Origin of the sequence: Pseudomonas syringae pv. tagetis (genome assembly GCF_022557255.1) — a bacterium.
Classification (GTDB): Bacteria; Pseudomonadota; Gammaproteobacteria; order Pseudomonadales; family Pseudomonadaceae; genus Aquipseudomonas; species Aquipseudomonas caricapapayae.
In genome coordinates this window covers 4785171-4797938 of the sequence record NZ_CP092923.1, presented here as the reverse complement: position 1 = coordinate 4797938, position 12768 = coordinate 4785171, and the positions used below count along the sequence as shown (strand labels likewise).

Sequence of the window (12768 nt, the reverse complement as noted above, 5' to 3'; positions counted from 1 at the left end):
TTCTGTTATTGGCACAGCGCTTGCGATATACCTGTTAACCCTGCCACCACATGCTGGTGCAGATTTCGAGAAAAACAGGAGTTATCGTATGAAGAAGTTCGCTATTGCCGCTGCTACCGCTACTGCCCTGACTCTGACCATGGCCAATGCTGCTTTCGCACAGACCTCGGCCCAGGCGCCAATGGTTCTGGCAGCTAACACCACCACTCAAGAAGTCAAAGAAGACACCTCTGACACCTGGATCACTACCAAAGTCAAAGCTGACCTGCTGACTGAAAAAGGTATTCCTGGTTCGGACATCAAGGTTGAGACCAACAAAGGCGTGGTTTCCCTGTCCTCCATGGTAAAAGTGACTGAAGCTCAGAAAAACACTGCCGTCGCTATTACCAAGAAAATCAAAGGTGTTAAAGACGTATCGGCTGCTGGCCTGAAAGCCGAGTAATCGAATACTGCTCATGAACAGCCGCAGTCATTGATTGATGGAAGGTTCATGCGAGGCTACAAGGATGTAGCCATTAAAGGCCCCGGCTGAAGAGTCGGGGCCTTTTCTATGGCGGGGAATAACAGGTTGGGGCGGAAAGGTCAGTTGCGGCGCTTGCTTTCAATCCTGACCAGACGACCGCCTTCGAAGCGCAAGTACTGATACATGCCGTTATCAGGACCGTATATCCACTCCTCGATCCTCACAGCTTCGGACCTCCGATAATTACTATTGAAGGTTTCCTGAGTACCGAGCAATTCCTGACTCACCGGCTCTCCGCACTTCTGCTGGACTTCGAACGCGCGGTCGCCGGTGCTTATCAGCTGGTTGCCGCAACGCAGTGTTGATGTGGCATATGCCGAGGCAGCCACTGACCCGGCCACGGCGGCAAGGGTCAGGTTGATCAGCAGTTTGATTCGGGTGCGTGCCAAGGGCTTCATTCACTGTCGAGGTGGAGGGGGCTGATGACTTTACCATCCGGTTGGGCCTGACCTAGCCGGGCGTCGACGAAGTACACGCGGGCGTCTTCCAGCTTGCCCTTGTCTACCAGGTAGTCCTTGATGCTGCTGGCTCTGCCCTGGCCCAGTTCACGCAGCAATACCTCATTGCTGCTCCAGAACCTGAGTACGGCGGCACGCATCTGTCCGGCACGTTGTTCCTTGCTCAGACCGGCCCATTCAGCAGGCGGCTGCTGTTTAAGGCGTGTCCGATAAATACCTTCAAGCATGGGCGCTTTTTCGTCTTCCGGGACCTGGATCAGGCCCGCCCTGGGGGGAACCTTGTCACCGCGTCTCTGAAGAATCTTGTAATACGTGTACTGGTATTCCCGCTCCAGCCTCTGCTGTGCGATCAACGGACCATCACTGCTGGCAGCGCTGGTGCCTTCGATCTCCAGCTTCAGGTCCGGGCGCTCCTTGAGTGCGACCGAAAGCTTGTCCAGGGCACTTTGCGCCTCTGCCGACAAATCACTGGAGCCTGGCGCGAAACTCACGCTGCCGAGGTCCTCTGAGCTTCCACCGGCGACCAGCCCGCCGAGCATCTTGAACGGAGCCTGCGCAGCACGCAGCACAAGATTGCGCAGGGTCTGCCAGACAATCGGCATCACGCTGAACTGCGGATTGTTCAGGTCGCCCTCGATGGGCAGCTCCAGAGAAATTCGGCCCTGCGTATCCTTGAGCAGCGCGACAGCCAGACGAATAGGCAAGTCCAGGGCATCGGGGCTATCGACCCGTTCACCCAGTTGCAGTTGCTCTACCAGCACCTTGTTCTGAGCCTTGAGCTGACCTTTGGTAATCAGGTAGTGCAAATCGAGGTTGAGCCTGCCCTTACGGATCCTGAAACCGGCGAACTTGCCGGAGTAGGGCGTCAGATTGGTCAGCTCGACGCGCTTGAAGCTGGTGGTGATATCGAGGCTGGCCATCGGGTCGAACGGATTGAGACTGCCTTTGATCGTCACGGGCGCATAGCGATCCACCTTGCCCTCCATGTCCACGGGGGCCGGTGTAGGCTTGCGGTTATCTATAGTGCCGATGCGGCCGTTGAGCTGTTGCACGGCGGTGGCAAAGTTGGGGGTCAGGGTCATGTCGGCAAAGTTTGCCGAACCATCCTTGATATTTACTTCGCCGACGTGGATCGCCAGAGGGTTCTCTGCCTTGGCCTTGGGTTGTGTTCTGGCTGGCTTTGGCTGCGAGGCAGTCTTGTCATCGGCCTGAGGGATCAGCAGGTCATCGACGTTGGTCGTGCGGTCTTCGTTGATCATGAAGCGCGCATAGGGCTGATCCATGTCGACCTTGGCAATCGAAAGACCGGTGCCGTGCTGGTAGTCCAGCCCTTCGAGTTGCAGTTGCTGCCACTTCAGGAAGTCGCGCTGTTTGAGCGTGTCGAGCGTGTGAAGCTGATTGACCTGAGCTTTGCCGGTGACGCTGAACGCCAGTGGTTCAGTGCTTTTCAGGTTGACCGCCAGATCGCTACCGAGCATGCCGCTGCGCAGCTCCAGACGAATGAACGGGCTTATATAAGCCTGGGCGATGCGCAGGTCGATATCGCGCGAGGTTACGTTGAGTTGTGCGCTGACCGGGTTGAGGTTCACATTGCCTGCCGCGGCCAGGTTGCCCTGCTTGCCCAGTCCGGTATCGAGCTTGAGCGTAAAGGGTGCCTTGTTCAGGCTGTCGAAATTCTGGATGTCCAGATTCAACGGGCCAACATCCAGTGCAACGGGCTCTTGAGGTACGCGATCTGCCAGATGGACCATGTAATTGCGCAGTTGCACATCGCGCAGCAACACCTGCCAAGGCTTGTTCTGAGCAACAGGTTGCGCGTTGGCTTTGGCAGCGTTCTCGGTAGCGGCGGGTGCTTCGGCAGCCTTTTCATCCACGGCCGGTGTTTGCGGTGCTGCTGGCCTGGCTGGCTGGCCGGCGAACAGTTTCTGCCAATCCAGTTGCCCGTCGGCTTCGCGTGCTGCCCAGGTTTCCAGCTTCTGGCTGCGGATCTTGCCTACGTTGACCAACTGCTTTGCCAGATCGACCGATGTTTCGCTCACGTCCAGGCGTTGCAGGCGTAGCAAAGGCCGACCGTCTGGCGTGTTCAGTGCGAAGGGCGCGACGCTGGCCGAAACATTGGTCAGCTTGAGCTCGGTTTCCTTGGCCAGATTCAGTGTGTAAGCGGTGCTGAAATTCAGCACGCCGTCTTCAAGTGCCAGCGGCAAGGCATCACGCACGTAAGGCCACCACAGCTTCATCTTGCTGTCGGTAACTTTCAGCGTTCCCTCAGAGGTGATGGGTATCAGACTGATACGGCCGACCCAGTCGATCTGCCCGCCATCCGGCCCCGCCGCAACCAGCGTCATGTCGGCATTGTCTTCGGGAAGAGTGCTGAGGTTCTTGAGTTCGAAATTGAGTGTGTCGTAGAGAAACTCGATGGGCTGGCTGGGGCGCAGGTCCTGGAAATGAACGTAGCCATCTGCCAGTTTGATTTCGTCGATACGCAGTGGGAACGGCTTGCCGGGCGGTTCGTTCTTTACCGGTTCGCTGGCGGGCAGCTTGAACAGCTGTGCCAGATTGAGTTTGCCCTGTTTGTCGAACAGCAGCTCGGTGCGCGGTTTGATCAGCTCGACGCGTTGCAGATGCAGGGCCCGCGTCCACAGACTATTGATTTGCAGATTGGCGTAGAGCTTTTCAAACGCGACCTGTTCCTTGCCCGGCGTACCGATGTTCAGGCCCCAGAGGGTCAGTTCCAGCGTGTAGGGGTTGAATTCCAGACGTTCGAGCTTCGCCGGCACCGTGGCGTAGTTGGCCAGTTGCTGATTCGCGATACGCAGAGCGACGCCGGGAAGAATGAAGAACCCCAGCAAGCTGTAGAGCACGATCACAGTCAGCAGGGAGCCAAGTGTGCGTTTCAATCCTCTGGACATGGGCAGCGGCGTCTCTCTCTTTTGGAAGCCCTTGGAGTATGGCATGCCTGTTCGGTTCCCAAGGCACTGCCGTCGCGGCTTGTAGGAACTTTCTGGTATTACGCTCCGCGTCAGAGTTGCAGGATCAACGTTTTCAGGGGCGGCTGATTATCCAGAGAAGGGAAGTCTTCGGCGGGACGCATCTCCTCGCAGTCGCGCACCGGACGCCCTGCCTTGGTGGCGCAGCGCAGTACCTGTTCACGCCAGTCCTGCATACTGACTTTTGCCAGATTGTTGCAGCAGATCAGTACACCGCCTTCTGCCGTAGTCAACAGGGCGGGCTTGAGCAGGCTTTGATAATCGCGCAGCAGGTCAACGGTACCGAACGCGCTTTTGGCCCAGGCAGGCGGATCAAGCAGGACCAGATCATATTGACGCTGTTGCAGCTTCACATAGTTGGGTAATTGTTGAGTGCGTCGCGCCGCAACAGGCAGCCCGGCCAGTTGGCGTATCGCCGGAAAATAATCCGACTGGATGAATTGCATAGGCGGCAGTTGCGGGTTGAGCGCGCCATTTTCCCGACCCACGGCCAGATTGCCCTCGGCGAAATCCAGATTGCACACTTCGCTCGCGCCACCGGCCGCAGCGCTGAGACCGACGCCGCAGGTGTACGCGAACAGGTTCAACACGCTTTTGCCGGCGCTGTGCTGCTTGACCCAGCCACGCGTGTTGCGCAGATCCATAAACAACAGCGGGTCCTGGCCTGCATGTCGGCCACGGACCCGGTAGTTGAGCCCCCATTCGTGCCCGACATGGTCGGCCAGCGCCGCGTCCTCCGCCTTGTAAACGGTGTCCTGGCGGTCCACGCGCGAGTTGCCTTGCGAGCGATCGTTATAGACCAGCAACATGTCCAGGCCCAGTCGCGTTTCGATCTGCTTGTGCAACGCCAGCAATGCGTCGCGATCCAGTCGGGTGTGAAAGCTTTGCACCAGCAATTGCGGGCCGTAGCGGTCGATGGTCAGCCCGCTGGCACCTTCCTGGCTGCCGTGAAACAGTCGATAGCAGTCTGTGCCCTGCCGATGCAGTTCGCCAAGCAGCGATTGGCGGTTATCGAGGGCGACGCTGAGCGCCTGATTCAAGGAAGACATGCTGAGCGCCTCGGGCTGGAATAAGGCGCGGGAGTTTAACAGCTAGCGGGCGCTGAAGGTTTTTGGTGTCAGGCGCGCCATTCTGGCTCGTGTTGTCATACAGCGCCAATAATCCCCTGCTAGGGTGCCTTTTTGCCTGTCAGCGAGGGGATAACCGTGAGCCAGTTCGATCTCAAGCGTCGCCGTGTCATCCAGGCCGTGGGGGCCGGTTTGCTGTTGCCGGGGCTTGCCCCCGCGGTAATTGCTTCGGTGCAGGATCGCCCGAAAATGGTCGATGGTGTGCAGTCCGGGGATCTGCTCGGTGACAAGGCGATGGTCTGGAGTCGCAGCGACCGGCCTTCACGCATGGTGGTCGAATGGGACACACGCAGCATGTTTACCCAGCCGCGGCGCGTGGTGTCGGCGCTTGCCGATCAGCGCACTGACTTCACCGCGCGGGTGGAGTTGAGCGGACTGCCGGTCGATCAGGCGATTTTCTACCGCGTCTCATTCGAGGATGCCCAGACCGGTGTCGCCAGTGAGCCGTGGTTCGGCCATCTGCGCAGCTCACCGCAGCAGCGTCGTGATATCCGCTTCGTCTGGAGCGGCGACACGGTGGGGCAAGGCTTCGGCATCAACCCCGATATCGGTGGCATGCGTATCTATGAGGCGATGCGCTTGCGTTTGCCTGACTTTTTTATCCACAGCGGTGACACCATTTACGCTGACGGTCCGGTGCCTGAGCAGATCGCCACGGAAGGTGGGCGGATCTGGCGCAACCTGACGACTGAAGCGAAAAGCAAGGTAGCGGAGACTCTCGACGAGTACCGTGGCAACTACCGCTATAACCTGATGGACGAAAATCTGCGCCGTTTCAATGCCGAGGTGCCGCAGATCTGGCAATGGGATGACCACGAGGTCACCAACAACTGGTCACCCAGCAAGCAGCTTGACGAGCGATACAAGATCAAGGACATCCAGTTGCTGTCCTCGCGTGCCCGCCAGGCTTATCTGGAATACGCGCCGCTGCGCTTGCAGGAGGCGGACAATGGCGGACGTATTTATCGCAAGGTGCCGTACGGTCCGATGCTCGACGTGTTTGTCCTCGATATGCGCAGTTACCGCGACGGGAATGATGCCAACCTCGCTGACAAGCCCGGCCCGACCACGGCATTTCTGGGCCGCGAGCAACTTGACTGGCTCAAGCGCGAACTCGATGCGTCCCGCGCACAATGGAAAGTCATTGCCGCTGACATGCCCATCGGCCTTGGTGTGCCGGATGGAGAGGTAAGCCCCGGTGTGGCGCGCTGGGAAGCCATCGCCAATGGCAATGACGGCCCGGCGCTCGGGCGGGAGCTGGAGATTGCCGAATTGCTGGCTTACTTGCACGCGCAGAAGATTCGCGACTGCGTCTGGCTGACTGCCGATGTGCACTACTGCGCTGCGCATCATTACCAGCCGGATCGAGCCGTGTTTCAGGACTTCGACCCATTCTGGGAGTTCGTGGCCGGACCCTTGAATGCGGGCAGCTTCGGGCCCAATGTGCTGGACAAGACGTTCGGCCCTGAGCTGGTCTTCCAGAAGGCGCCTCCTGCGCAGAACACGTCGCCTTTTGCGGGTTATCAGTTCTTTGGCGAAGTGAACATTGACGGTCAGACCGGCGAGATGTCCGTCGCCCTGCGCGATCTCGATGGTGTTTCAGTGTTCGAGCGCAAATTGCAGCCGACAGAGGAGGTCAGCCGAATCGTCTGACGGACGATGGGGGCGGGGCCAAGTAAGGTTTTCGGAAATTCCTTGCAACATGCTTGTCATGTGTGGCCTATCATGGGCTACCTAACGACGGGACCGGATGCGTGGCATGCTGGCTATCTTTCTCGAAACCCTGAACATCACCGCCCCGGTGTTTGCCATGCTGTTTCTGGGCGTATTGCTCAAGCGGATCGGTGCGATCAACGACGGGTTCATCGTTGCGGCCTCCGGTCTCGTGTTCAACGTCACCATGCCTGCGCTGCTGTTTCTGGGCATCATTCACGCCGATTTGCGTGCGGCCCTGCAACCCCGGCTGCTGATCTTCTTCAGTGCCGCGACGCTGCTGAGTTTCGCATTCGCCTGGGGCTGGGCGATCTGGCGTTGCCCGCAGGAAGAGCGCGGCGTCTACGTTCAGGGCGCGTTCCGTGGCAACAACGGGGTAATCGGACTGGCGCTGGCAGCCAGCATGTACGGCCCTTACGGCATTTCGCTGGGCGCGATTCTCGCGGCTCTGGTCATCGTCTTCTACAACACGTTGTCCACGATTGTGCTGGCGGTTTACAGCCCGGTGATCAAATCCGATCCCTGGAGTGTTTTCAAAAGTGTGCTGGCCAACCCGCTGATCATCAGCGTGATCATCGCCTCGCCTTTCGCTTACTTCAGCATAGGCCTGCCCAAGTGGCTGGAGACGTCCGGCAGTTATCTGGCACAAATGACCCTGCCGCTGGCACTGATCTGCATTGGCGGTACGCTGTCGCTGGCTTCGCTGCGCAAAAGCGGCAATCTGGCGATCAGTGCCAGTGTCATGAAGATGATCACACTGCCGTTGCTTTGCACGCTGGCAGCCTGGCTGTTGGGTTTTCGCGGCGCGGAACTGGGGATTCTGTTTCTGTACTTCGCCAGCCCGACGGCCGCTGCCAGCTACATCATGGCGCGTACCGCCAACGGCAACTACGAACTGGCCGCCGCGATCATCGTCATCACCACGCTGGCCGCAGCCGTCACCACCAACGTGGGAATCTTCATTCTGCAATGGGGCGGCTGGATCTAGTCCGCTTTCACGTAGCTGTCGATGACTTCCTGGGCCGCACGAAATGCGTCGATGGCTGCTGGTACACCGGCATAAACCGCGCAATGCAGCAGCGCCTCACGGATTTCTTCAACCGTGCAGCCATTGTTCAGCGCACCACGAACGTGGCCCTTGAGTTCTTGCGGGCATTTAAGTGCGGTGAGCGTGGCCAGGGTGATCAGGCTGCGCGTTTTCAATGGCAGGCCGTCGCGACTCCAGACGCTGCCCCAGGCGTGCTCGTTGACAAAGTCCTGCAGCGGCTGGCTGAACTCGGTGGCGTTACCCAGTGCACGGTCAACGTAGACATCGCCCATCACCTGACGACGGATCTGTTCGCCGTCGCTGATCGTCTTGTCTGTCATGGCATTTCCCCTTGTATCGATGAGGGTTGAGGTCAGTGCTGGCGTCGCCATGCGCGGATCGTGCCCCAGGCCACGACAACGCCCAGCACAGGCAGAACCAGGGTAAGCATTTTTGTTTCAAGCCTCTCGGCCAGTGCCATGCCGGTGCTGATCGACAGAATATGCAACCCGTAAGTCAGGTACAACGACAGCAGAAACAGGCCTTCCATGCGGTCTATCCGGTAACCCGAATAGAACAGCGGCACGCAAAGCAGCGATACACCGAGCATGATCGGCAGATCGAACACCATCGCGTTCGGTGAGATCGTCAGCGGCACCGGAGCGACCAGTGCGGTCACTCCCAACACGCCCAGCAGATTGAAAAGATTGCTGCCGATCACGTTACCCACGGCAATATCGCGTTCACCGCGAAACGCTGCGATCAATGAGGTCATCAGTGCGGGCAGCGAAGTGCCGATGGCGATTACCGTGAGTCCGACGATGCGCTCGGACAGTCCCAGGTGGATGGCAATCACCACCGAGGCATCGACCAGCAAGTGCCCGCCGGCAGTCAACAGCAGCAAGCCTGCGGCCAGCATCAGGACGCGTGTGAACGTGCGCGGTTTCTCGGTGGTTTCGGCATAACCATGACGCGGCGTGTGGCCGCCCTGGCGGATGATGAAAAACAGGCAGGCCAGCAGTCCTGCGAGCAGCAGTACGCCGTCAAATTTGCTGAATTCTCCATTCCACGACAGGCCGATGGCCAGTAGACAGGCACCGATCATCAGCGGGATATCGACGTGCAACACCTGACGGGCAACGCGCAGCGGAATGATCAGCGCGCACAGACCGAGGATCACCAGCACATTGAAGATATTGCCGCCGATGACACTGCCTACGGCGATGTCGGTGTTATCGGCAAAGGCTGCTTGCAAACTGACCGCCATCTGTGGCGCGCTGGTGCCCATTGCCACGACGGTAAGCCCGATGATCAGTGGCCTGACCTTGAAAATCGCGGCCAGGTACACAGCTGCGCGAACCGACAGCTCTGCCCCGATCAGCAGCAGTAACAAGCCACTGAGCATTTGAATGAGCGCGGGGGCGGGCAGGGCCGATAGCTGGAGAATATGAGTGTCCTTGGTGGGGTAATCGGGGTTGAGGTCAGTCGAGTGCCTGAACGCGTACTGGCGCGGTGCCGCTGCGTAGCATACCCAGTTGTTCGGCTGCTTCGCGAGAGACGTCGATCAAACGACCACGTGTGTGTGGGCCGCGATCATTGATGCGTACGACCACTGACCTGTCGTTGTCCAGATTCGTGACTTTGACGCGCGTGCCGAATGGCAACTGCCGATGCGCGGCAGTCAGGGCATTCTGATTGAAAGCTTCGCCGCTGGCAGTGCGGTTGCCGTGATGTTGGGCTCCGTAATAAGCGGCCGTGCCGGTCTCGTCATAACCGTGAGGGTCGATGATGTGATTGGCGCAGCCAGCCAGTAACGTCAGCAGGCTGCAGGCAAAAATAAGGCGGCGCATGGGGGCTGGTTCCTGAGTGCCGGGGGAGTGGTAGTTGACTCTTGTGCCAATGCTCGCGTTGGCATGCATTTCGTGACGTAGCAACCCGGTGTCGCACAGCGTACTCGACACCGGATGCAGAGCGTGCGGAAAGGCATCCCCACGCAGAGCGCGGGGACACAGGTATTTGAGCGATCAGCCCTCCAGCCTGGCCTTCAGCAGTTCGTTGACCTGCTGCGGGTTGGCTTTGCCTTTGGAAGCTTTCATCGCCTGGCCGACGAAGAAGCCGAACATCTTGCCGCGTTTGGCCTCGTCGGCTGCGCGATACTGTTCGACCTGTTCCGCGTTGGCAGCCAGCATCTCGTCGAGCATCGACTCGATGGCACCACTGTCGGTCACCTGCTTCAAGCCGCGCTTTTCGATGACTTCATCGGCACTGCCTTCGCCGTTGGCCATCGCCTCGAAAACCATTTTCGCGATCTTGCCGGAAATGGTGTTGTCGGTGATGCGCTTGAGCATGCCACCCAACTGCTCGGCACTGACCGGCGACTGTTCGATTTCCAGGCCCTGTTTGTTCAGCAGGCTGCCCAGCTCGACCATGACCCAGTTGGCTGCCAGCTTGGCGTCACCACTGATGCTGGCCACTTGCTCGAAGTAGTCCGCCTGCTCGCGGCTGGAGGCCAGTACGCCGGCGTCGTAGGTCGACAGGCCGAACTGGCTCTGGAAGCGCTCGCGTTTCTGCGGCGGCAGCTCCGGCAACGTGGCGCGGGTTTCTTCTAGAAACGAATCCTCGATGATGACCGGCAACAGGTCGGGGTCGGGGAAGTAACGGTAGTCGTTAGCTTCCTCCTTGCTGCGCATGGCGCGGGTTTCGTTGGTGTTCGGGTCATACAGACGGGTTTGCTGGATGACCTTGCCGCCGTCTTCGATCAGGTCGATCTGACGCTGGATCTCGCTATTGATTGCCTTCTCGATGAAACGGAACGAGTTGACGTTCTTGATCTCGCAACGGGTGCCGAACTCGACCTGACCTTTTGGACGAATCGAGACGTTGCAGTCGCAGCGCAGCGAGCCTTCGGCCATGTTGCCGTCACAGATGCCCAGATAGCGGACGATCGCGTGGATGGCCTTGACGTAGGCCACGGCCTCCTTGGCACTGCGCATGTCCGGTTCGGAAACGATCTCCAGCAGCGGTGTGCCGGCCCGGTTCAGGTCAATGCCGGTCATGCCCTGAAAATCTTCGTGCAGGCTTTTGCCCGCGTCTTCTTCAAGGTGCGCACGCGTGATGCCGATGCGCTTGACCGTGCCGTCGTCCAGCGTGATGTCCAGGTGGCCCTTGCCGACAATCGGCAGCTCCATCTGACTGATCTGATACCCCTTGGGCAAATCAGGGTAGAAGTAATTCTTGCGGGCAAACACGTTGTGCTGGCCGATTTCGGCATCCACTGCCAGGCCGAACTTCACGGCCATGCGTACGGCTTCCTTGTTCAGTACCGGCAATACGCCCGGCATACCCAGATCGACGAGGCTGGCCTGGGTATTGGGCTCGGAGCCGAACGTTGTGGCGCTACCGGAAAAAATCTTTGATTGGGTCGAAAGCTGGGTATGAATCTCCAGCCCGATGACGACTTCCCATTGCATGTGTTTCTCCTCAGAAGCCTTCAGGTGCGCGAGTGTGCCAGTCGGTGACTTGCTGATACTGATGCGCCACATTCAAGAGGCGGCCTTCCTGGAAATACGGGGCCAGCAATTGCACGCCGACCGGCAGGCCGTCGACAAAGCCCGCAGGCATGGAGAGCCCAGGCAGGCCCGCGAGGTTGGCGGTGATGGTGTAGAAGTCTTCCAGGTATTCGGCAATCGGATCGTTGGTCTTGGCGCCGATTTTCCAGGCCGGGTTGGGCGTGGTCGGGCCGAGAATCACGTCGACATCGGCGAACGCGTTCATGAAATCGTTTTTGATCAGGCGACGAATTTTCTGTGCCTGCAGGTAATAGGCGTCGTAGTAGCCTGCCGACAGCGCGTAGGCACCTACCATGATGCGTCGCTGGACTTCCGGACCAAAGCCTTCGGCGCGTGAGCGCTTGTACAGGTCGGTCAGGTCCTTCGGGTCTTCGCAGCGGTAGCCGAAACGCACGCCGTCGAAGCGCGACAGGTTGGACGAGGCCTCGGCCGGAGCGATGACGTAGTAAGCCGGAATGGCGTGTTGCAGGTTCGGCAAACTGATTTCCTTGACGACTGCGCCGAGCTTTTCCAGCTCCTTGACGCTTTCGTGTACCAGCTGTGCGATACGCGGGTCGAGACCTGCGCTGAAGTATTCTTTCGGCACACCGATACGCAGGCCCTTGAGCGAGGTATTGAGGCCGGCGGAGTAGTCTGGAACCGGCTCGTCGATGCTGGTGGAATCCTGCGGGTCGAAACCGGCCATGCCTTGCAGCAGCAGTGCGCAGTCTTCGGCGGTGCGTGCCATCGGCCCCGCCTGATCGAGGCTGGACGCGTAGGCGATCATGCCCCAGCGCGAGACGCGTCCGTAGGTAGGCTTGAGGCCGGTGAGGTTGGTCAGGGCTGCGGGCTGACGAATCGAGCCACCGGTATCAGTACCGGTCGCGGCTGGCAGCAGGCGGGCAGCAACCGCGGCTGCCGAACCACCGGAGGAGCCGCCAGGAACGCATTCCAGGTTCCACGGATTTTTTACCGCACCATAATGGCTGGACTCGTTGGCCGAACCCATGGCGAATTCGTCCATATTGGTCTTGCCCAGTGTCACAGTGCCTGCGCGGGCCAGGCGGGAAACCACAGTGGCGTCGTAGGGAGCCTTGAAATTGTCGAGCATCAGCGAGCCGCAACTGGTGCGGATACCCTGGGTGCAGAACAGGTCTTTATGCGCCAGCGGCGCGCCGAGCAGCGGGCCGTTTTCACCGGCGGCACGGCGAGCATCTGCCGCCTGGGCCTGGGTGATGGCCAGGTCTTCAGTGAGGCTGATGAAGCTGTTGAGCTGTGGGTCGAGCGTCGCGATGCGCGACAGCAGAACGCGGGTCAGCTCTTCAGAAGAAAACTTTTTTTCGGCGAGTCCGCGAGCGATCTCGGCCAGAGTCATTTGATGCATG

11 protein-coding genes are annotated in these 12768 nt (G+C 59.3%); 3 read left to right on the top strand and 8 right to left on the bottom strand.

The window, feature by feature from the left end; all coding sequences use genetic code 11:
* Positions 1-88 precede the first annotated feature (88 nt).
* Positions 89-442, top strand: a complete 354-nt coding sequence (locus MME58_RS21335) for a BON domain-containing protein (RefSeq protein WP_002555119.1) — start codon at positions 89-91, stop codon at positions 440-442.
* Positions 443-582: 140 nt separating this feature from the next.
* Here MME58_RS21335 and MME58_RS21330 read toward each other — a convergent pair whose 3' ends face one another.
* From MME58_RS21330 to MME58_RS21320, 3 genes are all read right to left on the bottom strand, one after another.
* The gene (locus tag MME58_RS21330) at positions 583-921 is read right to left on the bottom strand and encodes a DUF2845 domain-containing protein (protein WP_055006284.1); all 339 of its coding nucleotides are present in this window, start codon (positions 919-921) and stop codon (positions 583-585) included.
* Positions 918-3890: a DUF748 domain-containing protein gene (locus MME58_RS21325; protein ID WP_055006283.1), complete on the bottom strand. Its 2973-nt coding sequence runs from the start codon at positions 3888-3890 to the stop codon at positions 918-920. The genes MME58_RS21330 and MME58_RS21325 overlap by 4 nt, the downstream gene beginning before the upstream one ends.
* Positions 3891-4000: 110 nt before the next feature.
* Positions 4001-5017 carry a class I SAM-dependent rRNA methyltransferase gene (locus tag MME58_RS21320; RefSeq protein ID WP_055006282.1) on the bottom strand — a complete coding sequence of 339 codons (1017 nt, stop codon included), beginning with the start codon at positions 5015-5017 and terminating at the stop codon, positions 4001-4003.
* A gap of 156 nt (positions 5018-5173) precedes the next feature.
* On the opposite strand from MME58_RS21320, the gene MME58_RS21315 reads away from it, so the two are divergent.
* A complete protein-coding gene (locus tag MME58_RS21315) occupies positions 5174-6748 on the top strand; it encodes an alkaline phosphatase D family protein (RefSeq protein WP_055006281.1) in 1575 nt (524 codons plus the stop codon).
* Between the two features lie 106 nt (positions 6749-6854).
* The gene (locus tag MME58_RS21310) at positions 6855-7796 is read left to right on the top strand and encodes an AEC family transporter (RefSeq protein ID WP_055006280.1); all 942 of its coding nucleotides are present in this window, start codon (positions 6855-6857) and stop codon (positions 7794-7796) included.
* Here MME58_RS21310 and MME58_RS21305 read toward each other — a convergent pair.
* From MME58_RS21305 to gatA, 5 genes are all read right to left on the bottom strand, one after another.
* On the bottom strand, positions 7793-8176 hold the full coding sequence (locus MME58_RS21305) for a carboxymuconolactone decarboxylase family protein (protein ID WP_054987366.1): 384 nt from the start codon (positions 8174-8176) through the stop codon (positions 7793-7795). The genes MME58_RS21310 and MME58_RS21305 overlap by 4 nt on opposite strands.
* 32 nt (positions 8177-8208) lie before the next feature.
* Positions 8209-9240, bottom strand: a complete 1032-nt coding sequence (locus MME58_RS21300) for a calcium/sodium antiporter (RefSeq protein WP_055006279.1) — start codon at positions 9238-9240, stop codon at positions 8209-8211.
* 76 nt (positions 9241-9316) lie between these two features.
* Positions 9317-9685, bottom strand: coding sequence for a septal ring lytic transglycosylase RlpA family protein (locus MME58_RS21295; protein ID WP_054987368.1), 369 nt, complete (start codon positions 9683-9685; stop codon positions 9317-9319).
* 174 nt (positions 9686-9859) lie between these two features.
* Positions 9860-11305 (bottom strand): Asp-tRNA(Asn)/Glu-tRNA(Gln) amidotransferase subunit GatB, encoded by a 1446-nt coding sequence (gene gatB, locus MME58_RS21290; protein ID WP_055006278.1) that lies wholly within the window; start codon positions 11303-11305, stop codon positions 9860-9862.
* A 10-nt stretch (positions 11306-11315) separates the two neighbouring features.
* Entirely contained in the window at positions 11316-12767 is a 1452-nt protein-coding gene (gene gatA, locus MME58_RS21285; protein WP_054987370.1) for an Asp-tRNA(Asn)/Glu-tRNA(Gln) amidotransferase subunit GatA, read from the bottom strand.
* Between the last annotated feature and the right edge of the window lies 1 nt (position 12768).

Excerpts from the sequence above, each read along its gene's own strand:
- MME58_RS21335 (WP_002555119.1), top strand. The coding sequence starts at position 89 with ATGAAGAAGTTCGCTATTGCCGCTGCTACCGCTACTGCCCTGACTCTG.
- MME58_RS21330 (WP_055006284.1), bottom strand. The coding sequence starts at position 921 with ATGAAGCCCTTGGCACGCACCCGAATCAAACTGCTGATCAACCTGACC.
- MME58_RS21325 (WP_055006283.1), bottom strand. The coding sequence starts at position 3,890 with ATGTCCAGAGGATTGAAACGCACACTTGGCTCCCTGCTGACTGTGATC.
- MME58_RS21320 (WP_055006282.1), bottom strand. The coding sequence starts at position 5,017 with ATGTCTTCCTTGAATCAGGCGCTCAGCGTCGCCCTCGATAACCGCCAA.
- MME58_RS21310 (WP_055006280.1), top strand. The coding sequence starts at position 6,855 with ATGCTGGCTATCTTTCTCGAAACCCTGAACATCACCGCCCCGGTGTTT.
- MME58_RS21305 (WP_054987366.1), bottom strand. The coding sequence starts at position 8,176 with ATGACAGACAAGACGATCAGCGACGGCGAACAGATCCGTCGTCAGGTG.
- MME58_RS21300 (WP_055006279.1), bottom strand. The coding sequence starts at position 9,240 with ATGCTCAGTGGCTTGTTACTGCTGCTGATCGGGGCAGAGCTGTCGGTT.
- MME58_RS21295 (WP_054987368.1), bottom strand. The coding sequence starts at position 9,685 with ATGCGCCGCCTTATTTTTGCCTGCAGCCTGCTGACGTTACTGGCTGGC.
- gatB (WP_055006278.1), bottom strand. The coding sequence starts at position 11,305 with ATGCAATGGGAAGTCGTCATCGGGCTGGAGATTCATACCCAGCTTTCG.
- gatA (WP_054987370.1), bottom strand. The coding sequence starts at position 12,767 with ATGCATCAAATGACTCTGGCCGAGATCGCTCGCGGACTCGCCGAAAAA.